Source organism: Tessaracoccus coleopterorum, from assembly GCF_011174705.1.
GTDB classification, from domain to species: domain Bacteria; phylum Actinomycetota; class Actinomycetes; order Propionibacteriales; family Propionibacteriaceae; genus Arachnia; species Arachnia coleopterorum.
Window position 1 is genome coordinate 242174 of sequence record NZ_JAANIJ010000001.1, and the last position, 23086, is coordinate 265259.

The 23086-nt window shown below is 70.1% G+C and carries 28 protein-coding genes and 8 pseudogenes; 14 read left to right on the forward strand and 22 right to left on the reverse strand.

Going from position 1 to position 23086, the window contains the following annotated elements; all coding sequences use genetic code 11:
• The first annotated feature begins 19 nt into the window (after positions 1-19).
• The 3 genes and pseudogenes from G7085_RS23275 to G7085_RS01585 all read left to right on the forward strand — a co-directional run bounded on the left by G7085_RS23275 (position 20) and on the right by G7085_RS01585 (position 2173).
• A pseudogene (locus tag G7085_RS23275) lies at positions 20-1032 on the forward strand (beta-propeller domain-containing protein).
• Positions 1029-1235, forward strand: a complete 207-nt coding sequence (locus G7085_RS01580) for a hypothetical protein (RefSeq protein WP_197509750.1) — start codon at positions 1029-1031, stop codon at positions 1233-1235. The pseudogene G7085_RS23275 and the gene G7085_RS01580 overlap by 4 nt, the downstream one beginning before the upstream one ends.
• A gap of 32 nt (positions 1236-1267) precedes the next feature.
• Complete coding sequence (locus G7085_RS01585; protein WP_197509751.1) at positions 1268-2173, forward strand: Gfo/Idh/MocA family protein; 906 nt, start codon at positions 1268-1270, stop codon at positions 2171-2173.
• Positions 2174-2265: 92 nt separating this feature from the next.
• Here G7085_RS01585 and G7085_RS01590 read toward each other — a convergent pair whose 3' ends face one another.
• The 9 genes and pseudogenes from G7085_RS01590 to G7085_RS01625 all read right to left on the reverse strand — a co-directional run bounded on the left by G7085_RS01590 (position 2266) and on the right by G7085_RS01625 (position 9879).
• Entirely contained in the window at positions 2266-2946 is a 681-nt protein-coding gene (locus tag G7085_RS01590) for a ComEC/Rec2 family competence protein (protein WP_197509752.1), read from the reverse strand.
• The gene (locus G7085_RS01595) at positions 2886-3179 is read right to left on the reverse strand and encodes a hypothetical protein (RefSeq protein ID WP_197509753.1); all 294 of its coding nucleotides are present in this window, start codon (positions 3177-3179) and stop codon (positions 2886-2888) included. The genes G7085_RS01590 and G7085_RS01595 overlap by 61 nt, the downstream gene beginning before the upstream one ends.
• 151 nt (positions 3180-3330) lie before the next feature.
• Positions 3331-3720 (reverse strand): ComEC/Rec2 family competence protein, encoded by a 390-nt coding sequence (locus G7085_RS29040; protein ID WP_331715408.1) that lies wholly within the window; start codon positions 3718-3720, stop codon positions 3331-3333.
• Complete coding sequence (locus G7085_RS29045; RefSeq protein ID WP_197509755.1) at positions 3609-4460, reverse strand: ComEC/Rec2 family competence protein; 852 nt, start codon at positions 4458-4460, stop codon at positions 3609-3611. The genes G7085_RS29040 and G7085_RS29045 overlap by 112 nt, the downstream gene beginning before the upstream one ends.
• A gap of 94 nt (positions 4461-4554) precedes the next feature.
• Entirely contained in the window at positions 4555-4740 is a 186-nt protein-coding gene (locus G7085_RS01610) for a ComEA family DNA-binding protein (RefSeq protein WP_197512694.1), read from the reverse strand.
• A gap of 735 nt (positions 4741-5475) precedes the next feature.
• Positions 5476-7996, reverse strand: a pseudogene (leuS, locus tag G7085_RS29050) (leucine--tRNA ligase).
• A gap of 71 nt (positions 7997-8067) precedes the next feature.
• A pseudogene (locus G7085_RS23295) lies at positions 8068-8928 on the reverse strand (PfkB family carbohydrate kinase); the annotation flags it as partial.
• 149 nt (positions 8929-9077) lie between these two features.
• A complete protein-coding gene (locus G7085_RS01620) occupies positions 9078-9419 on the reverse strand; it encodes a hypothetical protein (protein ID WP_197509756.1) in 342 nt (113 codons plus the stop codon).
• Between the two features lie 10 nt (positions 9420-9429).
• Entirely contained in the window at positions 9430-9879 is a 450-nt protein-coding gene (locus G7085_RS01625) for a DUF4192 family protein (protein ID WP_197509757.1), read from the reverse strand.
• A 171-nt stretch (positions 9880-10050) separates the two neighbouring features.
• Between G7085_RS01625 and G7085_RS01630 the strand changes: the two genes are divergently transcribed.
• Positions 10051-10932 carry a hypothetical protein gene (locus G7085_RS01630; RefSeq protein ID WP_197509758.1) on the forward strand — a complete coding sequence of 294 codons (882 nt, stop codon included), beginning with the start codon at positions 10051-10053 and terminating at the stop codon, positions 10930-10932.
• Positions 10933-11050: 118 nt separating this feature from the next.
• On the opposite strand, the gene G7085_RS01635 is transcribed toward G7085_RS01630, so the two are convergent.
• From G7085_RS01635 to G7085_RS23305, 7 genes and pseudogenes are all read right to left on the reverse strand, one after another.
• Positions 11051-11344 (reverse strand): hypothetical protein, encoded by a 294-nt coding sequence (locus tag G7085_RS01635; RefSeq protein ID WP_197509759.1) that lies wholly within the window; start codon positions 11342-11344, stop codon positions 11051-11053.
• Positions 11345-11397: 53 nt separating this feature from the next.
• On the reverse strand, positions 11398-11619 hold the full coding sequence (locus G7085_RS01640) for a hypothetical protein (RefSeq protein WP_197509760.1): 222 nt from the start codon (positions 11617-11619) through the stop codon (positions 11398-11400).
• A complete protein-coding gene (locus G7085_RS23300; protein ID WP_408647163.1) occupies positions 11616-12461 on the reverse strand; it encodes a L,D-transpeptidase family protein in 846 nt (281 codons plus the stop codon). Before G7085_RS23300 ends, G7085_RS01640 begins: the two co-directional genes overlap by 4 nt.
• Entirely contained in the window at positions 12439-12606 is a 168-nt protein-coding gene (locus G7085_RS33800; protein ID WP_408647164.1) for a peptidoglycan-binding domain-containing protein, read from the reverse strand. Before G7085_RS33800 ends, G7085_RS23300 begins: the two co-directional genes overlap by 23 nt.
• 116 nt (positions 12607-12722) lie before the next feature.
• Positions 12723-12884, reverse strand: coding sequence for a hypothetical protein (locus G7085_RS01650; protein WP_197509761.1), 162 nt, complete (start codon positions 12882-12884; stop codon positions 12723-12725).
• A 273-nt stretch (positions 12885-13157) separates the two neighbouring features.
• Entirely contained in the window at positions 13158-13754 is a 597-nt protein-coding gene (locus G7085_RS01655; RefSeq protein WP_197509762.1) for a hypothetical protein, read from the reverse strand.
• A gap of 267 nt (positions 13755-14021) precedes the next feature.
• Positions 14022-14720: pseudogene (locus G7085_RS23305) on the reverse strand (M48 family metallopeptidase).
• An 85-nt stretch (positions 14721-14805) separates the two neighbouring features.
• Here G7085_RS23305 and G7085_RS23310 point away from each other — a divergent pair.
• Positions 14806-16080 (forward strand): annotated as a pseudogene (locus G7085_RS23310) (anion permease).
• Complete coding sequence (locus tag G7085_RS01675; RefSeq protein ID WP_197509764.1) at positions 16077-16373, forward strand: hypothetical protein; 297 nt, start codon at positions 16077-16079, stop codon at positions 16371-16373. Before G7085_RS23310 ends, G7085_RS01675 begins: the two are co-directional and overlap by 4 nt.
• A 3-nt stretch (positions 16374-16376) precedes the next feature.
• Here the strand turns inward: G7085_RS01675 and G7085_RS29055 are convergent, their stop codons facing one another.
• Both G7085_RS29055 and G7085_RS29060 read right to left on the reverse strand, forming a co-directional pair.
• On the reverse strand, positions 16377-16724 hold the full coding sequence (locus G7085_RS29055; RefSeq protein WP_331715410.1) for a LysR substrate-binding domain-containing protein: 348 nt from the start codon (positions 16722-16724) through the stop codon (positions 16377-16379).
• Positions 16725-16806: 82 nt separating this feature from the next.
• A pseudogene (locus G7085_RS29060) lies at positions 16807-17259 on the reverse strand (LysR family transcriptional regulator); the annotation flags it as partial.
• A gap of 132 nt (positions 17260-17391) precedes the next feature.
• Between G7085_RS29060 and G7085_RS01690 the strand changes: the two are divergent.
• Together G7085_RS01690 and G7085_RS23320 are read left to right on the forward strand one after the other, a co-directional pair.
• On the forward strand, positions 17392-17571 hold the full coding sequence (locus G7085_RS01690; RefSeq protein WP_197509766.1) for a hypothetical protein: 180 nt from the start codon (positions 17392-17394) through the stop codon (positions 17569-17571).
• Between the two features lie 31 nt (positions 17572-17602).
• A pseudogene (locus G7085_RS23320) lies at positions 17603-18315 on the forward strand (YeiH family protein).
• 9 nt (positions 18316-18324) lie between these two features.
• Here the strand turns inward: G7085_RS23320 and G7085_RS01700 are convergent.
• From G7085_RS01700 to G7085_RS01710, 3 genes are all read right to left on the reverse strand, one after another.
• A complete protein-coding gene (locus G7085_RS01700; protein ID WP_197513023.1) occupies positions 18325-18618 on the reverse strand; it encodes a hypothetical protein in 294 nt (97 codons plus the stop codon).
• A gap of 2 nt (positions 18619-18620) precedes the next feature.
• The gene (locus tag G7085_RS01705) at positions 18621-19247 is read right to left on the reverse strand and encodes a cation:proton antiporter domain-containing protein (RefSeq protein ID WP_197509767.1); all 627 of its coding nucleotides are present in this window, start codon (positions 19245-19247) and stop codon (positions 18621-18623) included.
• 138 nt (positions 19248-19385) lie between these two features.
• On the reverse strand, positions 19386-19940 hold the full coding sequence (locus tag G7085_RS01710) for a cation:proton antiporter domain-containing protein (protein WP_197509768.1): 555 nt from the start codon (positions 19938-19940) through the stop codon (positions 19386-19388).
• 226 nt (positions 19941-20166) lie between these two features.
• Here G7085_RS01710 and G7085_RS01715 point away from each other — a divergent pair, with 226 nt between their 5' ends.
• The 6 genes and pseudogenes from G7085_RS01715 to G7085_RS01730 all read left to right on the forward strand — a co-directional run bounded on the left by G7085_RS01715 (position 20167) and on the right by G7085_RS01730 (position 22547).
• The gene (locus G7085_RS01715) at positions 20167-20505 is read left to right on the forward strand and encodes a hypothetical protein (RefSeq protein ID WP_197509769.1); all 339 of its coding nucleotides are present in this window, start codon (positions 20167-20169) and stop codon (positions 20503-20505) included.
• A 152-nt stretch (positions 20506-20657) separates the two neighbouring features.
• Positions 20658-20957, forward strand: coding sequence for an ArsR/SmtB family transcription factor (locus G7085_RS01720; RefSeq protein ID WP_331715411.1), 300 nt, complete (start codon positions 20658-20660; stop codon positions 20955-20957).
• Between the two features lie 46 nt (positions 20958-21003).
• Positions 21004-21090 (forward strand): annotated as a pseudogene (locus tag G7085_RS29065) (hypothetical protein); the annotation flags it as partial.
• A 106-nt stretch (positions 21091-21196) separates the two neighbouring features.
• Positions 21197-21445, forward strand: a complete 249-nt coding sequence (locus G7085_RS29070) for a SulP family inorganic anion transporter (RefSeq protein WP_331715901.1) — start codon at positions 21197-21199, stop codon at positions 21443-21445.
• Positions 21403-21969, forward strand: a complete 567-nt coding sequence (locus tag G7085_RS29075; protein WP_331715902.1) for a SulP family inorganic anion transporter — start codon at positions 21403-21405, stop codon at positions 21967-21969. Before G7085_RS29070 ends, G7085_RS29075 begins: the two co-directional genes overlap by 43 nt.
• A gap of 287 nt (positions 21970-22256) precedes the next feature.
• On the forward strand, positions 22257-22547 hold the full coding sequence (locus G7085_RS01730; protein ID WP_231979129.1) for an STAS domain-containing protein: 291 nt from the start codon (positions 22257-22259) through the stop codon (positions 22545-22547).
• A 264-nt stretch (positions 22548-22811) separates the two neighbouring features.
• On the opposite strand, the gene G7085_RS01735 is transcribed toward G7085_RS01730, so the two are convergent.
• Entirely contained in the window at positions 22812-23048 is a 237-nt protein-coding gene (locus G7085_RS01735; RefSeq protein WP_197512697.1) for a metal-sensitive transcriptional regulator, read from the reverse strand.
• Positions 23049-23086 lie beyond the last annotated feature (38 nt).

The following is a 23086-nucleotide window of genomic DNA, read 5'->3' on the forward strand; positions in this document are numbered from 1 at the left end:
CTACCTGGTGACCAGTTACATGGTCGACGACGCCGACGCCGTCCGGGCAGACGATCCGTCCACGTTCGTGCCGCTGGTGAGCGACGCGCTCGGGACCGCACCACTGAACGCTGCCGACATCATGCTGATGCCGGAGCCGCAGGCGGCCGCCTTCACGGTGATCAGCAGCATCGATCTCACCGACCGGCAGCGCATCGACGCCCAGACCGTGTTCGGAGGCGCGCAGGACGTCTACCTCACCCGGGACAGCCTCTTCCTGACCTCGCCGTCCCACGTCACCAGCCCGATCACCGACTTCCCCGACACGCGAACCCCCTTCACGAGCGTGGCGGCCACCACGGACCTGACGCGCATCGCGCTGGATGACGGCCAGCTCACCGCGGCGGCGCAGGCACGCATCCCGGCACCGTCCTGAACCAGTTCGCTCTCGACGAGTTCGGCTCACACCTGCGGGTCGCCGTCACCATGACCGGCCCCACTGCTTCCGGTTGGCTCACCAGCCCGGCGCTGCTCGTGCTCGACCAGACCCTGGAGACGGTGGGGATGCTGCCCCAGTTGGCGGTCAACGAGTCGATCCAGTCGGTGCGGTTCTCCGGCCCGACTGCCTACGTGGTGAGCTTCCGGCAGGTCGACCCACTGTTCGCGATCGACCTGAGCGACCCGACTGCCCCGGCCATCATGAGCGAGCTCAAAATCCCGGGCTTCAGCACCTACCTCCACCCGTGGTCCGACGGGCTCCTGCTCGGCCTGGGCATCGACGGCACCGAAACCGGCCCGACGTCCGACCTGAAGCTCACCATGTTCGACACCTCCGACCCCTTCGATGTCACGGAGACGGCCACCCTCAAGGTGTCACTGAACCAGGCTGAGGCCCTCCGCAACCACAAGGCGGTGCTGATCGATGAGAAGTCGGGACTCATCGGGTTCGCCGCTTCCTCGTACGATGCCGACGCCACGGGGTGCACTACCTGGTCTACCGCTGGGACGACGGCGCCTTCAGCCTCGTGGAGGACCTGTCCGTGGACAGGGTGACCAGGGACCAGATGACCGGCCAGGTGCAGGGCGTCCGGGGCCTCACCGTCGGCAACCACCTGTACGTGGCCTCCGGCTCCGGGGTCGACGTGTACGCCGCGGACTCCGCCCCGGCGGTGGCCTGGTGCGGGTGGCGGTCGAGCGGTTCGACGGGAGGTAGGGCCTCCGGGCCCGCGGGCCCCCGGCCCGGACGGGAACACTAGACTCTCCGAGGAGACGTACTCGAAGGAGAGCAATGACCACCCCAGTCCGCTTCGGCATCCTCGGAGCAGCAGGCATCACCCCCTCGTCACTGATCAGGCCCGCCGCCGCGAACCCGGAGGTCGAGTTGGTCGCGGTGGCCGCCAGGAGCCGTTCGCGGGCCGAGGCGTTCGCTAAGGCCCACCACATCGGCCGGGTGGAGGACAACTACGAGGCTCTCCTCGCCGCCGATGACATCGACGCCATCTACATTCCGCTGCCGAACTCGGAGCACGCCAGGTGGACGGTGGCCGCGTTGGACGCCGGCAAGCATGTCCTCGTCGAGAAGCCGTTCGCATCGAACGCCGAGGAGGCCATGCGGGTAGCCGCCCGGGCCGCGCTGTCCGACAAGGTGGTGATGGAGGCCTTCCACTACCGCCATCACCCGCTCATGGCCGAGGTGCTCGGGCTCATCTCCGATGGCGCGATCGGCGACCTCGTCGACGTCAGCGCGACATTCGACATCCAGCTGCCCGACCGAACCAACATCCGCTACATCCATGACCTCGCAGGCGGTGCAACCATGGACCTCGGCTGCTACTGCCTGCACTTCGTGCGCAGCATCGTCGGAGAGGAGCCCGAGGTCGTCTCCGGCAGTTTCCGACCCTCACCAGAGGATGACCGGATCGATGAGCGGCTCACCGCGGAGCTCCGCTTCCCGGGCGGGGTGACGGGCACCATCTCGAGCTCGCTGCTCGAGGAGGTGGAGCGCCAGTCGGCCACCATCACCGGCACCCTGGGCAGGATCAGGGTTGAGGGCTTCGTGAAGCCGCACGAGGGCAACAGCGTCACGCTGTTCACGGACGGCGACGCCACGGAGATCGAGGTGCCCCTGCACCCACGAGCTACGAATGCCAGCTCGGGGTGTTCGTCGAAGCCATCCGGGAGGGGTTGCCGGTGATCTCCGATCCTGCCGATTCGGTGCGCACCATGACCGCGATCGACGCCATGTACCGTGCGGCCGGGTTGTCGCCGCGGGTCTGACCGGCGAGTTCACCTCCTCTCGGTCGTCACCGTCAGCCCGTCATCGGTACGGGCGACGGCGACGGCCCCCTGCCGGTCGGTGCGCGCCACCGCCATGCCCAACCCGGTGGCCAGGTCGAGGGCCGCCTGCGCCGGATGGCCGTACCCGTTGTCCTGCCCCGCACTCGCGACCGCGAGGGAGGCTCCGCAGGCCCGGAAGAACCGCTCCTCCTGACGGGCCGAACCGTGATGGGGCAGCTTCAGCACCGCCACCGACAGGTCGAGCCCGAGGCGTCGGGCGGACCGCAGTGCGCGCGCCTGGCCCGACGGCTCCGCGTCCCCGGCCAGCATCACGCGCACCCCGCCGACCTCCGCGATCCCCACGACCGAGGCGTCGTTCTCGGGTGAGCCCTCCGCGTCCGTCAGCTCAGTGGCCCGGTTCTGTGGTTGCGGGGCCGACACCGTGACCCACCGTGCCTCGCCCGCCGCGACCTCCTCTCCCTCCACGGCAGAACGCAGTTCGCCTCCCACCCGCCTCACGGCATCGGCCAGCCAACGCGGCGGGTCACCGCCACGCACCAGTACCAGAGATGGGGAGAACCTGTCGATCAGCGCCGGCGCGCCACCCGTGTGGTCGGCGTGGTAGTGCGTCAGCACGAACATCGGCACCTCCCGGACGCCGAGGTCGGACAGGCAGCCAAGCAGATCCACGGCATCAGGCCCGGAGTCGACCACCACCGCGGCCCCGGCCCTGCCCGGATCACCGTCGCGTCGCCCTGCCCCACGTCGCAGAAGACCACCTCCCACGGGCCCGGCCAGCCGAGCGACACCGGCCGCACCAGCGCCGACGCCACCATCACCACCACGAACGCGACCCCACCGAGTGGGGTTCGCAGGAGCCACACCAGCCCGAACCCGAGCAGCACCACCGCCACCGTCAGCACCGTGACACCAACCGCTCCCGTGGGCCACCCCGGGTCGCAGAAGGCACCGCGGCCCCGGCCCGCGCCACCCACAGGATCGGCTGCGCACACCAGCCCGCCACCCACCCCGGCACGACCGCGACCACCGGCAGCCCACTCAGGACGGCGGCGCTCAGCCCGACCACCGTGGTCGGCCCCACGAACGGCGCCGCGACGACGTTGGCCGCGACCCCACGACCGAGACCTCCTCGCTGATGGCCGTCACGATCGGCTGCGTCGCGAGCTGGGCCGCCAACGTCACCGACAGGGCGTCCGCCACCCACCGCGGGCACCACCGGAGCAGGGCCGCGCGGAAGACGGGGCCGATCAGCACGATCCCCGCGCAGGCACACACCGACAGGGCGAAGCCGACCGATCGCGAGAGCCACGGATCGCACCACACCAGCAACGTCACCGCGAGGCACAGCGATCCCGTGCTCCTGCTCCCCGAGCCGATCCCGGTCGCCGCCAGCGCCACCAGCCCATCGCGGTGGCCCGCAACACCGAAGGCTCCTGGCCGCACACCAGCACGAACAGCCCCACACCACCGACCGCGGCCACCCTCACCCACCAACCCCGCACCCCCACCGCCCGCACGAACGCGAGCAGCACGCCGAGCATCAGCGTCAGATTCGCGCCGCTGACCGCCATCAGGTGGGTCAGGCCGGTGGCCCGGAAGTCGGCCTTCATGTCGTCGTCGACGCGGCTGGTGTCGCCGACAACGAGGGACGGCACCAGCGCGGCCTGATCGGGCGGCGAGTGGCTGACGGCATCGCGGAGCCCCGCCCGCATCGAGTTGGCCAGGGCACGGAGCGGGCCCGGGCCCCCGTGCGGCGGGCCACGGCCCGCAGTGACAACACGGCGGCCTCCGGATCCGCCGGGTCGGGCGTGCCGAGCCTGGCCCGCCCTCGTATCGGGATCCCGGTTCGAGGGCCGCCAACTGTCCGCCCAGGCTGCCGCTTGCCAGCACCACCACCGGCACCGCGGCCCGGACCTGGATCCCCGTGACTCCACCCGCAGCAGCCGCGCCGGCGCCACCACGACGCGGGCGCCGGGTACCGGCTCCGCGAGCACCTCGAACTCCACCGTCGCCACCGCTCCCGCGGCAGCGAGCCCCGCCACCGGAGACGTGTGGAGCTGCCAGGAGCGGGTTCCGGCGGCGAGCAGGGTGACGGCCAGGACGGCGAGCACCATGGCGACCCAGATCCGCCCGGCCCGCCAGGCGATGACGGCCAGCAGCGCGACCCCGACCAGGCCCGCCATCCAACCGGCCCGTTCCGGCGCCCAGCCGGAGGTTCCGATCCACGCGGCCGCCCACGCGGCGGCCGCGATGGGACGAGGCGGAGGTCGTGGCGTCTCATGTCGTCACCAGCGGGGCGAGCTTCTCGAGGGTCCTCGGGCCGATACCGGCGATCTCCTGCAACTCGTCGACCGCGGTGAACGGGCCGTTCTCCTCCCGCCAGGCGAGGATCGCCGCAGCGGTCACCGGCCCGATCCCAGGCAGCGCCTCGAGCTGCCCCTGGGTGGCGGTGTTGAGGTTCAGGGGCCGCCCGACCCCTCACCGGTCGCGCCCCCGACGGGCGTCGAGATTGTTCCCTCCGGCGCGTCCCCGACCCGATGAGGATCTGCATGCCGTCGCCGACCGGGCCGCCAGGTTCAGCTGGGCGGGGTCGGCGTCCGCCGCGAGCCCCCGGCTGCCGCGATCGCGTCGCGGACGATCGACCCGGCCGGAAGCACGACCACCCGGGGGACACGACCGACCCCGCCACGTGGACCCGCACCGTGGGCGCCGGCGTCGGGGACTCCGGGCGTGGTGGGGCCGACGTCACCGCCACGGGCGCGATGGGCACCTGGGTGGCGGAGCTCTGGCTGAGGGCGAACACCGTCACGGCGGCCGCCGCCACCAGCAGCACGGCCACGACGAGGGCGTGTTTCAGGGTGATCGCGTGGGCGGCACGGAGACCACGCGCGAGCGGCGGCTCCGCGGTGTCGGCCGGTGCCCCGGGAACGGTCGCGGCCGGGGCCCCTGCGCGGCGCCACCCTCCTCCCGGCGCGCCTCGGACGCCCGTCGCGGCGCACCCAGAGGGGCCGCCCGGCGCTGATGAACGCGAGCCGCGCCCTCGCCACTTCCTCGGACTCCTGCATGCCCGACACTTTCCGGCGGCGCGACGGGAAAGCTGCACGGAACCTCGACGCTGTGGAGAACCTCGACGCTGTGGAGAACCGCGGACAGGGGACGGGGCCCCGGACCGTCAGGTCCGGGGCCCCGTCGGCCCGGCTACTTCCCGGGCACCAGACTCAGCATCTTCGGCAGCCGGGCGATCACCTTGACCACCTCGCGGCCGGCGAGCGAGCGTTGCACGCCGTCGTCGGCAAGGGCGAGGGCCAGGGCCGCCTCCTCGTCGACGTCGGCGGGCACCTCGATCTTGGCGCGGATCTTGCCCTGGATCTGGACCACCATCGTCGCGGTGTCGTCAACGGTCAGAGAGGCGTCCCCCACCGGCCAGGCGCTGTTGGCCACCGACGGCGGGAGCCCGAGGGCCTCCCACATCTCCTCCGCCACGTACGGGGCGACCAGGCTCAGCGATTGCGCGACGAACATGACGGCCTCCCGCACCGCCGGGTCGGCGCCGCCCGCGGCACCGTCGATCGCCTTGCGCGTGGCGTTGACCAGCTCCATGGTGCGCGCCACGGCGACGTTGAAGCGACCCGAGTCGAGCAGCTGGCCCACCTCGATGATGGCCTTGTGGGTGGACTTCCGCAGGTCTGTATCGCCGGCCGCGAAGTCGGCGTCCGGGCCGGAGGTCACATCGGTGGCCAGCCGGTAGGCGCGCTGCAGGAACTTCAGGCTCGAGGCGGGCGACAGGTCGGCCCAGTCGATGTCGTCCTCAGGCGGGCCGGCGAAGATCATCGTCAGGCGGACGGCGTCCACCCCGAACTCGTCGATCTGCCTACCCAGATCGACGCCGTTGCCGAGCGACTTGCTCATGGCCTTGCCGCCGTTGATCACCTGGCCCTGGTTGAGCAGGCGCAGCATCGGCTCGTCGAAGTCGACCATGCCCATGTCGCGCAGCACCTTCGTGAAGAAGCGCATGTACAGCAGGTGCAGGATCGCATGTTCGACGCCGCCGACGTACTGGTCGACAGGCATCCAGCGGGCGACGTCGTCCAGGTTGAACGGGCCGTCCTGGTAGTCGGGCGAGCAGTAACGGAAGAAGTACCACGACGAGTCGACGAACGTGTCCATCGTGTCGGTGTCGCGCTTGGCGGGGCCGCCGCAGGTGGGCAGGTCGTGGCGACCCAGTCGGTCACGGACGCCAACGGTGAGGTGCCCTTGGGCGCCAGCTCCTGGCCGCGCAACTCGGGCAGCCGCACGGGCAGCTGCTCGTCGGGCACCGCCACCTCGCCGTGCACCTCACAGTGCACGATCGGGATGGGGCAGCCCCAGAAGCGCTGCCTGGACAGCAACCAGTCGCGCAGGCGGAACTGGATGGTCCCGGTGCCGAGGCCGTCAGCCTCCAGCTGCCCGGTGATCCTGGCCACACCGGATGCCTTGTCGGTCAGCCCGTCCAGTGCGCCGGAGTTGATGTAGGCGCCGTCGCCGCTGGTCGCGACGCCGGTCTCCGCCGGATCGGTGCCGTCGACGTCGAGGACGGTGCGCACCGGCAGATCGTAGGTGCGGGCGAAGTCGAGGTCACGCTGATCGTGCGCCGGCACGGCCATGATCGCACCGGTGCCGTAGTCGGCCAGCACGTAGTCGGCGGCCCAGACGGGCACACGCTCACCGTTGACCGGGTTGACGGCGTGACGCCCCAGCCAGACGCCCGTCTTCGCGTGCTCGGTCGACTGGCGCTCGATCTCGGTGGTCTTCTTGACCTCGGTCAGGTACGCGTCGAAGGCCTCGCGCTGCCCGTCGCTGACCAGTTCCTGGGCCAGGTCGGAGTCGGGGCCACCACCATGAAGGTGGCGCCGAACAGAGTGTCGGGGCGGGTGGTGAAGACCGTAACCGGCTCGTCACGGCCCTCGACGGCGAACTTCACGTTGGCGCCCTCGGAGCGGCCGATCCAGTTGCGCTGCATCGCCAGCACGTGATCGGGCCAACCACCCTCGAGCTGTGACATGTCGTCCAGCAGTTCCTGGGCGTAGTCGGTGATCTTGAAGTACCACTGGTTCAGCTTGCGCTTGGTGACCTCGCTCTTGCAGCGCTCACACAGGCCCCCGACGACCTGCTCGTTGGCCAGCACGGTCTGGTCCTTCGGACACCAGTTGACGTAGGAGTCCTTGCGGTAGGCCAGACCGCGCTCGAAGAAGCGCAGGAACAGCCACTGGGTCCAGCGGTAGTAGTCCTCGTCCGAGGTGTGCAGGCGTCGGCTCCAGTCGAGGCTCAGACCGTAGCGCTTGAAGGAGCGCACCTGCGTCTCGATGTTGGCGTAGGTCCAGTCGGACGGGTGACTGTCGGCCTTGATGGCCGCATTCTCGGCGGGCAGGCCGAACGAGTCCCAGCCGATGGGATGCATGACGTCGAAGCCCCGCAGGCGCCAGTAGCGCGACACGACATCGCCCATGGCGTAGGCCTCCGCGTGGCCCATGTGCAGGTCGCCCGACGGGTACGGGAACATGTCGAGGACGAAGCGGCGCTCGCGTGATCCGTCGTCGAGTGGCTTGAAGGTCTGGTCCTTCTCCCAGAAGGCCTGCCACTTCTCCTGGCCTGCACCTTGTCGTAGTGACCCGGCTCTTGGCTCACGCTCATTGAACTCCGCTTTCGATCCTTCCGTGCGCGACCGCGCACGGAAGGCCAAATATACCGCCCGCTGCAGTGGGGCCGCTCAGCCCCGAAGGCGTCCAGCTCGGCCCGCGTCGGCGGCTTCGCGCCCTTGCCGGTCACCACGACGGCTGCGGCAGCCGCGCCGCGCGCGAGCGCGGCTCGGAGGTCGGACGGATCGGCGGTGTAGGCGGAGAGGAAGCCCGCCATGAACGTGTCGCCCGCGCCGACGGTGTCCACCACGTCGACCTTGTGGCCCGCGACCTGCACCACGCTGCCGTCGCGGCGCACGGCCGCGACGCCGTCGGCCCCGAGCGTCACGATGAACAGCGACAGGTCGTACTCCTCGGCCCAGGTGGCCGCGTAGCCGAGGACGTTGTGCTCGTCGTCCACCAGCCACGCGATGTCCTCGTCGCTGGCCTTGACGACGCCACCGTTGCGGCCGACGGCCCGCATCAGGTCAGAGACGAGGGCGAAGTACTCGGCGCGGTCGGGCAGGCAGGATGGGCGCACGTTGATGTCGAAGCTCGTGACGGCCTCGGTGCGGTTGACGAAGTCCAGCACCTGCCGGGCTCCGGGGCCGATGACCGACCCGATCGACCCGAAGTGCAGCCAGTCGTCATCCTCGAGGGTGGGGAATTCGTCGGCGGCCCAGTTGAAGTTCGACGTCGAGTCGAAGTGGAACGTGTAGCTGGCCTTTCCCTCCTCATCCAGCGACACGACCGCGACCGAGGTGGGGTCGTCGGTGGTCACCGCCAGATCGAGGTCGACCCCGGCCGCCGCCAGATGGCTGCGGAGCTGGCGCCCGAACGAATCGGTGCTCAGCCGGCCGAGGAAGTGGGTGTCCTCGCCGAGCTTTGCCAGCGCGACGGCGGTGTTCATGGGTCCACCACCCGAACGGGCGATCCAACGGCTCTCCTCGGGGAGATCTCCTCTTCCGGCATCAGGTCGATCAGGGCCTCGCCGCACACAACAAAACGCATGACCGACACCCTAGGGCACGCCGGGCAGGAGGTTGCGCGCGGCCGTGCCTCAATCGTCCCACCGGCTGGGCGGAATGCCGAAGCTGTGGATGCGTTGGAGGAGCCCGACGACGGGGTGCTCCGGTGCGAGGGCCGTCAGCTGCTCGAGGCAGGCCGTCTGGGCCGCCCTCTCCCGCTCAGCCAGGACGCGACCGCGAGCAACGCCAGCACGTTGGGTTCGGCGTCGGCCGGGCAGATGGCACGGACCCTCACCAACCGTGACCAGTACCGCTCGGCGCTGGTGGTCCGCAACCGGGTCAGCACCTCGACGAAGCGTTCCTCGTCCTGCAACAGCACGGCCAGCAGCACGGCGTCGGCATCGGTGAGGGCGTCCGACCCGGCCAACTGCCCGGTGCGGCGCATGGCCGCGGAAGCCGTCATGCGGCCCGCCCGCCTCCGCTCGCGGACCACCGCCGCCCCGTCCGGCCGGGTGACCACCGTGACGGGGCTACAGCGGTCGCCCGGTCGGGGCTGACGTTGAGCCCCTGGTAGACGGCCTGTGCGGCGACGGCGCTCGTGTCGAAGCGGTAACCGACCGGGTCATCGGGCCTGAGGACGCTCCAGAACCGGTTGCCGTCGGAGACCAGGGCCTCGACGACGGAGGCCTCACCGAAGCCGGCGACCAGTGCGGCCACCGCACGCCGGGTGTCCTCCTCTTCCCGTACCCGACGAGCACGAACTCCCGGGCACCCGCGTTGAAGGCGGCGCGACGGATCATCGCGACGATCCGGTCGAGCTCGGTGGCAACCGCGGGGGTGTCGATGCGGATGCAGAAGCGGACGGTCCTGCCGTCCAGGGCGAGGGCGACGCACGAGTCGGTGGGGTGGAACCCCAGCATGATGGCGGGCAGCGCCAGCAGGTCGGCACGGGTTGTCCCGCGGATCAGTGGTGTCTTCATGCCCCATTCATCCGGCGGCCGGCCCCCGATGTTGCAGCCCCGCGGTGCCCTGTGGACAACCCGGTGGACCGGGCCCGGTGACGGCTCAGCCGGCCGGCACCCTCCGGTGTGCTCCGGAACCTCGGGCGGGACGCCGGTCGCTTCGCGCGTGACACTACGCTGGGACGCATCATGAGCAATCCGCAGTGGCCGCAGAACAACTCGCCGTGGGCCTCCCAGGACCCGAACTGGCATCCCACCCAGTTCCATGACGCCCAGGGCAGGAACCCGAACACGCCCTTCGGCCAGCAACCGCAGACCCCGCCGTCCTACCGGGATCTGGAGCCGCCGAAGCGCCCGAACCCGACGCTGTGGATCGTCGTGGGTGTCGTGGCGCTGGTTGCCGCCGTGATGCTCGGCATGATCTTCCTGGGCGGGAGCCCCGCCGAACCCGGCGCCACGTCGAGTCCCGGCGCGGTCGTCTCCGCCGAGCCGAGCCCCGAGCGGACAGGTAACTTCATCCCGTTCGAGGGCAACGGTGACGGGATCTTCGAGATCGTCAGCTACACGTGGTCGGGCGACACGCTGACCGCGCGGATCCGGGTCGAGGTGGAGGAGGGCGAGTACGGGTTCGCGGTGTTCGCGTTCGCGAACGAGACGCGCGCCGCCTACGATCCGGTCGATCCCTACGGCTTCACCGTGCGTGGGGCAAGCCGTACGAGGGCGATGTCGTGTTCCACATGCCCAACGCCGACTCCACGATCGTGCTGGCGACCCCGTCGGGCGCACCGCGCTCAACGCGCTGCCCGTGAAGGCGGGTTAGGCCTCCTCGGTCTCGGCCGCCCGTGCGGCCTCGGCCGCGGCCTTCTCGCGTTCCTCCACCGCGTCCGGGTGGTCCTTCGACAGGAGCACTACCCCGTAGACGGCGATGGCGCCGGTCACGGCCATGCCGAGCATGGGCAGGATGCCCATGTCGCCGCCCTCCCGAGGACGATCAGGCCGAACAGCACGGCGACGAACGGGTCGACGGTCGTCATCGTGCCGACCGTGATCTCTGCCGGGCCCGAGGCGTAGCCCTGCTGGATCATCCAGACACCCAGGCCGTAGCAGGCGAGCATCATGACGACCGAGGCCAGGAACGTGAAGTCGAGCAGGCCGGAGTCGTGCTTCTGCACGAGGTCCATGGCGTGCTTCATGAGCCCGGAGGCGAGGCCGTAGAACGTGGCTCCCACCGCCGACCACAGCGTGGCCTTGGCCCAGGGGCCGCCCGGTTCGCGAAGAACGACAGGATGGCACAGATGCCGCACACCACCACGAACGAGATGAGCACGGGCGTGAAGGTCACGAGGCGGTCGCCCTTGGCGAACAGGGACGAGAACACCGTGAAGCCGACCACGCCGGACACCGTGATCGCGACGGCCGTCCACACGTTGCGGGTGATGTGATGCTTATGGATCCGTGCCGCGAGCAGCACCGACCACGGCACCGCGAGGATGCCGACCGGCTGTACGACCGAGACAGGCGCGAAAGACAGCGCCGTCAGGTGGATGGCCGCCCGAAGAACACAAACAGGAGGCCGAGCAGCCACTTGCGGATCCGGAAGAGGCTGAGGAGCCCCTTGATCGTGAGCTGGTTCGACGAAGCGACCCCGCTGGGATCGAACGTCGACTTCACGCCGAGGCTCTGCAGGATCGCGCCACTGGCGAACAGGAACGACCCGACCACCTGCATGGCGATGGCGAGCGCGATTTCGAACGTCACGTGGATCCCTTCCGGAGCATCTTCGGGATGGAGCCTAACCTAGTCGCGGCGCGGGCCGCCTGCGACCCGGGTCGCTCCCTGGTCGGCCCCGGGTCAGGGTGTCCCCCGACCCGGGTGGCGACCCGTGTCATGTCATCCGGCGTAGACGACCACCTTGTCTCCCTCGCTGACGGCGTCGAACAGGCGGCGACCGCCTTCTTGTTCCGGACGTTGACGCAGCCGTGGGACGAGCCGTTGTAGCCCCGCGCCGCGAAGTCCGCCGAGTAGTGGACCGCCTGCCCGCCGCTGAAGAACAGCGCATAGGGCATCGGGGTGTTGTACAGCTTCGAGACGTGGTTGCGCGACTTCCAGTACACGGAGAAGACGCCGTTGCGGGTCGGGGTCAGCTCCGAGCCGAAGCGCACATCCATGGTCGACACGATCGTGCCGTCGACTACCAGAGCGAGCTTGCGCTGCGCCTTCGAGATGCAGATCACCCTGCCCTGCAGGCACCGGTCGTCGAGCGTCATCGTCGACGTCGCGGGCTTGGGCACCACGTTGTTCAGCTCATCGGTGGTCGGCTTGCGGGTCATCGACCGCAACCGGTCGAGGGTCCGCTGGTCGACCTCTCCGGTGACGGGGATCTGACGCTTGCCCTGGAAGCCCTTGACCGCCTCGACGGTCTTGGCGCCATAGAGGCCGTCGATCAGCGGTGAATACCAGTCGAGCTGCTTGAGGCGGGCCTGCAGGTCCTTGACCTCGGCGCCCTTGGCCCCTCGGCGAGCAGTGCCGGCCCGGGCACCATGATGTTGTGCATCTCGTCGGAGGTCGGCTGCCTTGTCATGTCCACCAGCCGGTCCCAGGTCGCCTGGTCCACCTCGCCGGTGGCGGGAGGCCGCGCTTGGCCTGGAAGCCCTCCACCGCGAGCCGCGTCGCGTCGTCGTAGTCGCTGTGGATCTTCCCCTCGAACCACTGCAGTTGCAGGAGTCGGTGCTGCAACTCCCGCACCCTCTCACTGTCGTCGCCCTGTTTCAGCAGGGCGGGCGGTCGGTTCGGGTTCGGGAACCTCCGTCTCGATGGGCCCAGCCGGAACCGAGGGTGCCTCGGACGGCTCGGGCAACGGCTCAGCCGAGGGCTCGGGTTCCGGGGTCGGTGGGAGCGACACGATCGGCGTCGCGGTCGGCCGCTCCGCGGTGGGCCGACGGCAAGGGACTCGGGTGCGCAGGCCCGAGTCCGAGGGTCGCGACGGCGAGCAGCGCGACGAGCGCGCGTCCGGCCTGGCTCATGGGCACGGGTGACCTCACAGGGGAAGGAGCGGTCTCGGTTCGCTTCCACCTTACGGCGGGGTGGAGCCGTGGGGTCTGGCGGTGCGGGGTGTCGCCTCATTGGGCCTCCTCTGGTCTCCTGTTCTACGCGCGGGAGGGCACTCCGGTTGCGCCGGAGACCGGGTGGGGCTTCCCGGCTCCGGCCGGCCTGTCACCGCCCCCCCTCACACAACCGTCGTTCCTTGTCACCCGACGTGGCAGACGGGTCACGTCGGTCGGGGCGGGAGTCGACGGCTACCGGCCCGGTTGACGCTCGAGCGCGTCGATGACGGCGATGAGCCCGGCGCGAAGAGGGGCGGCGCGCTCGGCGAAACCGCGCTGGTGCGCTGCGTACTCGGCGCGGCCGGTCGGCGTCTCGACCCGGATGGGCTCAAGGCCCCAGTCGGTCAGGTCGTAGGCGCTCGCCGCCATGTCGACCTCGCGGATCCGCCGTGCGAGCAGGAATGTGTCGAAGAGCAGGTCGGAGGGCACCGCCGGCGACAGCTTGCCCGCCCATCGGTAGAGGTCCATGTTCACGTGGAGACACCCGGGCTGGTCGAGTTCCACCTGCCGCTCCCTGGTCGGCTCGAGGAGGTTGAGCGGCCGTGCGGGTTCGGTGAAGAAGCGGAAGGCATCGAAGTGGGTGCAGCGGCAGCCGACGTCCAGGACGATGGCGGCCAGCTCGTCGGGAGGGAACCTCAGCCGCAGGTACGGGTGCCGGGTCTCGCCCTCCCTGAGCCGGTAGACCATGGCCCACTCATGCATCCCGAAGCAGCCGAACCTCGGGGCCGCCGCAGCGGCCGCCCGCAGAAGCGTGCCCGCGGTCCGCACCGTCGTGGCCCGCTTCGCCATGAAGGCCTGCGGGTCGAACCCGACCCGGCCTCCGTCGCGGCGTAGAACTGCAGGCTCCCGTATTCCGATGCGTCCTGCAGCTGCACCCCGATGCCGGGGTGCCACCTGGCGAGCCGACCGGGGCGGAGGTTGTAGTAGTGGAACAGGAAGTCGTCGATGGGGTGTCGGGCCCGCGAGCGCGCCGCCGCACGACGTCGGCGAGTTCCGCCTCGACCCGCCCGGTGTACGCCTCCGCCACCGGGGTCCAGACCTCACGGCCCAGCGTCGTCATGCCGCGCCCCGCAGTGCGGCCTTCCGGCTGCGCCAGTCGGGCAGGTGGGCATCCATCCGCGCAGTGAACGCCGGGCCGTGTCCCCGCTCCCAGAGGTGCACGAGTTCGTGCACGACCACGTACTCCAGCATTTCCGGCCGGTACTCGGCCAGCGCCACGTTCAGGGTGATCGCACCGGTGCGCGTGTTGCAGGTGCCCCAGCGCGTCGTCATCCGGCGGAGCCTCACCAGGGATGCCTCCCTGCCGATCCTGCCCTGCCACACGCCGAAGAGCCCTGGGATTGCGGCGTCGAGTTCGCGCCGCTTGAGCGCCTCGAGCGCCCCGCGCGGGAGGCGTCGTCACGGCCCCGAGGACGATGGTGTCGCCCTCCAGGCGCGCGGACGCCCTTGCCCCGTCCACCACCCGGAGTTCATGCCAGCGGCCCAGAGGCGTGTGCGGCCGCCGTCGACGATCGGCTCGACGACCGGCTGGGCCATCCGGACCTTCTGCTGCGTGGTGAGGATCCAGCCGGACTGGATCTCGATGAAGTCCCTGACGTGTCTCTCATCGACGCGCAACGGCACCGTCGCCGCGACCCGGCCCTCCGGCGCGAGCACCCGCAGACGCAGGTGTTTGACGTCCTTGTACGTCACCTCGACGGGGATCCCGACATGGGTGATCTCGTACCTGAGCGCTCTTCCTGCCACCCGATACATCGTAGACGCGACCACAGACAGGATCGCTGCCGTCCTTGTCAGAGTGATTCGGTGAGGTTTCCTCGGCGTTTGGTCGACCCCGATGATGCGTTTTCTGCCGGTTCAGAGCAGACTAGAGGGTGCCCCCGAACTGGTCGTGCTCTGTCTCGTCGTCGTCACCGCTCTGGCTTTCGACTTCACCAATGGTTTCCATGACACCGGCAATGCGATGGCTACGTCCATCGCCACCGGTGCGCTGAAACCCCGAACCGCGGTAACGCTGTCCGCCGTACTCAATCTCGTCGGTGCGTTCCTGTCGGTGGAGGTCGCGTTGACCGTGACCAACGCCGTGGTGAAGATCCAGGACGCCAATGGCGCCCCCGCCCCGAACTCGTCGCAGACGGCGGCTCCGCCCTACTGCTGATCATCCTGGCGGGCCTTGTCGGCGCCATCGTGTGGAACCTGCTGACCTGGCTTCTCGGGTTGCCGTCCAGTTCCTCGCATGCGCTGTTCGGTGGCCTGATCGGCGCCACCATGGCCGGTCTCGGCCCGTCCGGCGTGAAGTGGGTCGGTGACGGCACCAAGCTCGACGGCGTCGTGGGCAAGGTGATCCTCCCGCCCTGCTGTCGCCCGGCATCGCGATCGCCGTGGCGGCCGTCGGTACCTGGATCATCTACAAGATCACGCAGAACGTCGCCGCCAAGTACCGCGACTCCGGCTTCCGTTGGGGCCAGATCGGTTCCGCCTCGCTCGTCTCCCTGGCGCACGGCACCAACGACGCGCAGAAGACGATGGGGTCATCACCCTCGCACTCATCGCGACCGGCTCATGGACGAACCTGCACCAGGTGCCGTTCTGGGTGAAGCTCGCCTGCGCCCTCGCCATCGCGCTGGGCACCTACATCGGCGGCTGGCGCATCATCCGCACCCTCGGTAAGGGGCTCGTCGAGATCAGCTCGCCCCAGGGCATGGCCGCCGAGTCATCCTCCGCCGCGGTCATCCTGGCCTCCAGCCACCTCGGCTTCGCCCTGTCGACGACGCACGTCGCGACCGGGTCGATCCTCGGTTCCGGCATCGGCAAGCGCGGCGCGAAGGTCAACTGGGGCGTCGCCGGTCGGATGGTGCTCGCCTGGGGCATCACGCTTCCCGCGGCAGGCGCCGTCGGCGCCGCGACGTGGTGGCTCGCCCACACCATCGGAGGACTGGCAGGCGCGATCGTGATCTTCGTGATCCTGCTCGTGGCCTCCGGCGCGATGTACCTGCACTCGCGCAAGCAGCCGATCGACCACAACAACGTCAACGACGAATGGGTCGAGGGTGTCACCAACCGCACCCTCCCCCAGCCCGAGATGGCCGGCGCCTCGAAGGGTGAGAAGCGATGAACAACCTCTGGCTCGCCCTCGAGGGCGCCTGGCAGGTGCTGCTCGTCGGCCTCGTTCTCGGCGCAGGGCTCCCGACGATCTTCGCCCTCGGCATCCGGGCCCTGTCCTACGGGGTCGGCGCGGACGTCGACGCCACCGACCATGAGCCGCATCCGTTTGCGAAACTCGTGGCCTACTTCTGCTTCGCCCTGGTGATCCTGGCCATCGCGATCGGCATCGGCACCATCGTGGCCAGCGGCATGGGGATGCGCGTCGAGTTCAACGGGATCATCCCCACCTTCGTTCCGAAGTAGCGCTCAGGTTCGGGCCGCCGCAAGCAGCGCGGCCGCTGCGGCCGTTGGACGCCTGCCGCGCCACACGGCCCTCAGCTCTCGGTCCAGCGTGAGACCGGTGACCGGCACCACAACCAGTTCGCCCCGCATCACCGACGACGCCACCGCCAGTTCGCTGAGCACGGCTGGTTCACCCCCCACGCGCGCCCCGGCCATGACTGCGGCGTTGCTGCCCAGCTCGAGCGCGGGCGAGACCGGGTCCCAGGCGCGGAGGGCATCGTCGAGCGTCAGCCGCGTCCCTGACCCCGTTTCGCGGACGATCAGCGGTGTCGACGCGAGCGTGCCCGGGCTGATCGCCCCGCCCCGGCCCACGGATGGTGTGGGCCCACCACCGCGACCAGCCGGTCCAACGCGACGATCCGGGAGTGCAGCCCCTGCGGATCTGAGGCGTCTCGACGAACCCGACGGCGCAGCGCCCGCTGGCCACCTCGTCGAACACCTCCTCGCTGTTGCACACCCGGACCCGGATCTCGAGGGCCGGATGTTCCCTGCGCGCGGTCGCGAGCCACGCAGGCAGGAGGTGTTCGGCGATCGTGAGCGAGGCGGCGACGTCGAGGTGGGAGCGGAGCGCGGCGCCGGCCGCGTCCGCCTCCGCGGCGAGGGCCTCCGCGGCCAGCAACACCTGCCGTGCACGTTCGACGATCGCCTCGGCCCGATCGGTCAACTGAGCTCCCCGCGGGTGCCTGATCAGGAGCACGACGCCGAGTTCCGACTCGAGCGCGGCGAGGGCCCTGCTCGCGTTCGGCTGCGCCATCCCGACGGCGCGGGCGCCGGCCCCGATGCCGCCGTGATCGGCGACGGCCACCAGGAGTTCCAGGGTCGACAGCTCCGGCCATGCCTTACTCATACCGGAATGATATGCCCCAATGGGGAACCCGCCTCTACCCGACCGACCGGGATGAGGGTTCACTTGGTTCCGTGTTCGTCCCCTCCGCAGATCCCCGCCGTCTCACTCGTCCCTGGCGTCGCCGTCACGGCCGTGGCCGTCTTGATCTCACTGGCCCTCAGCCGCTTCGGCGTCAGCGCGCTGCTGATCGCCATAGTCCTCGGCCTCGTCGCCGGCAACGTCAAACCCCTGCCCGCATCGCTGACCCCGGCCTCGGCTTCGCATCCAAGAGACTGCTCCGCGCCGGCATCGTCCTGCTCGGGCTCCAGTTGACCCTCGGGACATCTGGGCGCTCGGCCCCGGCATGATCGCCGTGGTGGTCGCCGTCGTGACCATCAGCCTCCTGGCCACCCTGTGGATGGGCCGCCTTCTCGGCATCGCGCCCGACCAGCGCCTGTTGATCGCATGCGGCTTCTCGATCTGCGGGGCGGCCGCCGTCGCGGCGACCGATGGCGTGATCGACGCCGACGAGGAGGACGTGGTGACCGCGATCGCACTCGTGGTGGCGTTCGGCACGGCCATGATGGCCGTGGTACCCGCCATCGGTGCGCTGCTCGGCCTGTCTCCCGAGGTCACAGGCCTCTTCGCGGGGCGGCGACCCACGAGGTGGCCCAGGTGGTGGCCATCGGTGGGTCGCTCGGGGCAGCTGCCCTCAGTGGCGCCGTCGTGGTCAAGCTGGCCCGGGTGCTGCTCCTCGCGCCGGTCATGGCGGTCATCTCGCTGCGGCAGCGCCGTCTCGGTACCGGAACGGGCAAGCGCCCCCCGGTCGTACCCCTGTTCGTCGCGGGGTTCATCGCGATGGTGGTCCTGCGGTCCACGGGCGTGGTGCCTGCGGTCGTCGTGTCCGCGGCCTCCACCGCACAGACCGCACTCCTCGCTGCCGCCATGTTCGCCCTCGGCACCGGGGCCCGGCTCAGCGCCTTCCGGAAGCTCGGGCCCCGCCCGCTCGTGCTGGCCGCGGCCTCGACCGCGGTGGTCACCACGGTTGCGCTCACCGGCACGCTGCTGGCCTCCTGACGCCGGAGATCAGTGCGTCGCACCTTCGTGCCCTGCCGCGGACATGTCGAGGAGATGCTGCACCCTCCTGATGGTCGATGACCGGTGGACCCCCAGCGCACGGGCATCCAGCAGCCGGGCCTGGCCCACGTCGGAGACCATCCGCCGGAGCTCGATGCGCTGGTGCAGCTTCCCCGAGGCCTCGTCCCAGTCACGCCCCGCGGTCGCGATGCCCGGCAGCGACGTGTCGCGCACCCACGCCACGACGTCCTCGTCGAAGGCGGTGCCGTCGTCCCGGCGGAGCTCGCCCCTGTCGAGCCGCACCTTCACGTCCGCGGTGATCTCCCCAGGAGCGCCGCGACCTCGCGGGCGGACTCCTCCTCGGAGCCCCCACGCACGCCGAGCCGGCCGATCAGCACAGGCAGGGTGCTCCCCTGGCCGACGAGGGTCAGGATCGCGACGGTGAATGCGATGAGCATCAGCCCCGGCCGGTATGCGACGTCAGCGGGCAGCGACTGCGCGGCCGCGATGGTGACGGCGCCGCGCATGCCCGACCACGCGAGGACGGCGCCGCCCCGCCAACCGAGCCCCTCATTGGCGTGGAAGGAGGCATCGGCATGCCTGCGGCCGAGCATCCGTCGCGCGACGCGGCGGCTCCGCTCGTCCCGGAACTCGTGGTCTTCGATCTTCTCGAGCGCCCCTTCGATCGTCTGTACCCGCTCCGCGCCGCGTCGCTGCGCCCGCCTCAGCGACAGCACGAGCGGCACCACGAAGGCCACCCGCACGAGGATCAGCAGGGCCGTGACGAGCGCCCCGATCCCGACCGCGAGCCACACATCGAGACCGTCATCGAGCGCGTCCTGCACCAGGGCATGGATCTGGTAACCCATGAGGAGGAAGACGCCCGACTCGAGGAGGTGCGAAAGCGTGCGCCAGTTCGTCCGGTCGGTCACCCGGTCGTGCGGGCCGAGCCTCCTCGCGCCCCACGTGCCCGTGATGATCCCGCCACCACCACCGCGAGCACACCGGAGGCCCGAGTTCCTCCGCGGGAAAGTAGGCCAGGAAGGGCACCACGAAGGAGACCGACGTCGTCAGCACCGGGTCGTCGAGCCTGCCACGCACCCACACGCCGGCGACCCCGATGCCGACACCGACGGCCGCCCCACGGTGACGGCGAACGCGAAGTCACCCACCAAGCCCCACAGGGAGACGGCGCCGGCCGTGGCGCCGATAGCGGAGCGCAGGAGCACCAACGCGGTGGCGTCGTTGACGAGGCCCTCCCCTCCAGGATCGTCACCAACCTCTCGGGAGGCCGAGCCTGCGCCCGATCGAGGTGGCTGCGACGGCGTCGGGCGGGCTGACGACGGCCCCGATGGCGATGGAGGCTGCCAGCCCGACCTGGGGACGAGCAGGTGGATGAGGAGACCGCTGGCGAAGGTGGAAACCAGCACCAGCCCGACGGAGAGGGCGCCGATGGTCTTGAAGTCGCGTCGGAAGTCCGTGGCAGGCATGTTCACGGCCGCGGCGTACAGCAGAGGCGGCAGCACGATCGTGAGGAACCACTCGGGTTCGAGCTCGAGCTCAGGCATTCCAGGCAGGTAACTGGCCGCCAACCCGACCACCACCAGCAGCACGGGGCTCGCCACCCCCACCTTCGGGCGAGCGCCGACACCGCAACGACCACCAGGATCGCGGCAACGGCCAACAACATGGCGCTCTCATCCATGGGCACCTCCTCCGGCACCGACCATTGTGCACCGGCGGCGGATGCGGGAATGCCGCACTTCCACGGTGAACCTCCGCCGGAGGAGATTCCGGAGTCCGGCCGTGGACAACCGTTGGGGTGTGGGTCGGCCTCCGGATTGTCGGGGCATGAACACAGTCAACGGCGACCACGACGCCACCGATGCACTCCTCGCCTACGCGAACCTGAACCGCACGGTCGACGCCTCCATCCTCATGGTGGTACACGATCTGCACGCCCACCTCGGCACCGATCCAGACGACCTGATCGCTCTGATGTGCGGGTCACGGCCCCCGCAGCACCTCACCGGTCTGCCTCCCCGCGAGGCCGACCGGTTGCGCGGCATCCTGGTGGGCAGACACGCAGGGGCGCTGAAGCGTGACTACGCGTCCAGGTACCGGCGGTGCCGGGCAACCCGCACTCCCGATCGCGTGGCCCGCGTACGGGCGATTGAAGGATCGCAATGACTTGACGATAGGATGAAATCCTTATATCGGAGGTTTGGTGGAAGAGTACCTGGGTGCGCAACGGCCGCTCTATGAAGTGAAGGCGAATCTTTTCAAGGGGCTGTCACATCCCTGCGGGTGCGGATCCTGGAGGTGCTGGCCGACGGGGCGAGGTGCCGGTCGGTGACCTGATCACCGACACCGGCCTTGAGCCCTCCCATCTCTCGGGCCACCTCGCCGTGCTGCGGAGGCACGGGCTCGTGCGATCGGAGCGCCGCGGCAGCCAGGTGTTCTACCGGCTCGCCTACCCGGAGATCACCGAGTTGCTGCGCGTCGCACGCACCCTGCTCGGGAGGTGCTGCGGGACACCCGTGAGCAGCTCGACGCGAGCGCCGGCCTCAGGCCGATCGGGGGCGCGGACCGGTGAGCTCCGTCGTCGCACGGATCAGGGCTCTGCTGCCCACCCATCGTGACTACAGGGAGGTCCCACGCACGTGGCGCGGGGATCTCCTTGCCGGCGTGACGGTCGGCATCGTCGCGCTGCCCCTCGCGCTCGCATTCGGCGTCAGCTCGGGGGCGGGCGCGGAGGCGGGACTCATCACGGCGATCGTCGCCGGTATCGTGGCGGCCGTGTTCGGCGGCTCGAACGTCCAGGTGTCCGGCCCACCGGAGCGATGGTCGTGGTGCTCGCCCCGATCGTCGCCCACCACGGGTGGCGGCGCTCGCGGTGGTCAGCATCATCGCGGGGGTGATCGTCATCGCGGCGGGTGCGCTGCGACTGGGGCAGGCGGTGGCCCTCATCCCGTGGCCGGTGATCGAGGGGTTCACTCTCGGGATCGCCGTCATCATCTTCCTGCAGCAGGTGCCTGCCGCGGTGGGTGTCGCCGCCGGGGCTCGGACAATGCCCTGGTCGCCGCGGTGCTCGCGCTCGGCAGGATCGACCCCGCGACCGCTGCCCTGACCGTCGGCATCGTCGGCGTGGTCGCCGCAGTCATGGTGCTGCTCCCGCGACTCCACCCGTCACTACCGGGTTCGATCATCGCCATCGTGCTCGTGACGGTGGTCGCAGTGGTGCTGCGCCTCCCCGTTGAGGCCATCGGTTCCCTCCCGCACGCGCTTCCCACGCCGAGCCTCCCCGAGGCATCGCCCGAGGTCTGGCTGTCGCTGCTGGGCCCGGCATTCACGGTCGCCGCACTTGCCGCGATCGAGTCGCTCCTGTCGGCGCGGGTGGCGTCCGCCGTCTCGGACACCGGCTCCTACGACGCCGACCGGGAGTTGGTCGGGCAGGGACTCGCATCGATCGCGGCGGGATTCTTCGGCGGCATGCCCGCCACCGGCGCCATCGCACGCACCGCCGTCAACATCCGTTCCGGTGCCCGCACCCGGCTGGCCGCCATCGTGCACGCGGTGTTGCTGATCGGGTCATCTACCTGGCAAGCTCGGCGGTGTCGACGATCCCGCTGGCAGCCCTGTCCGGTGTGCTGATGGTGACAGCCGTCAAGATGGTCCCCTGCGCACCGTGGGCATCATTCTGCGTTCCAATCGCTCGACGGCCGCGATCTTCGTGTTGACCGCGCTCGTGACGATCAGCGTCGACCTGATCTACGCCGTGCTGATCGGCGTCGTGGCCACGGCCTTCTTCGCCCTGCGGGTGATGGCGCGCACCAGTGGCGTACACAGGCAGGCGCTCCCCTCCCCGCGACGCCCGGAGACGAGCGCATCGCGCTGCTCAGGCTCGATGGCGCCCTCTTCTTCGGGCGGCGGAGCGCGTGATGAGCCGGGTGGAGGCCGTCGACGGCGTGAGCGTCGTGATCCTGCGGATGTCGCAGGTGCAGTACCTCGACGCAACGGGCGCCCAGGCGCTCAGCGAGTTGGTCACCACGCTGGAGCGCCGCGGCATCACGGTCCTGATCAAGGGCATCCGGGCCACCCAGCTCCGGCTTGCGGACAGGGTCGGGGTGGTCGATTCCCTGCGCACCAGCGAGCATCTGTTCGAGACCCTGCCCGACGCCGTCGAGCACGCCCGCAGTCACATCCTGCGGGAAGAGGCTCTCAGCGCCTGAGCATGCGGCGAGCGGCCGCCCCTGGGGCGGCCGCTCGCCGACGCGGGCGTGGGTCAGCGCCCGAGGAGGCGCGAGAACAGCCCACCGGTGGCGCCGCTCTTCTCATGGCCGTCGCACCACTGGCCGGCGGGACGGTGCGCTTCACGTCGGCGACGTGCTGGCCGCACCCAGCCCAGGTTGTCTTGCCGCACTGCTTGCAGTTGACCGGTCGACACATGCTTGATTCTCCTTGGATTGTTGGTGAGGTGGTTTCGCCGTCAGGGATCAGGCGAGGCTGAGGAAGAGCTTCTCGAGCTCGTCGGTGGTGATGTCTCCGGAGCGGCCATCGGGATCGATGACACAGTCCTTCATGGCGGTGGCGATGATCGCGAAACCCGCCTTGTCGAGCGCCGATGTGACGGCAGCCAGCTGGGTGACGACGTCGCGGCAGCTTCCGCCGTTCTCGACCGCGTCGATCACGCCGTTCAGCTGGCCGCGGGCCCGCTTCAGGCGGTTGAGGATCCGGCGCTGGGCGTCGGGTCAGGGGTGGCCATGACGGG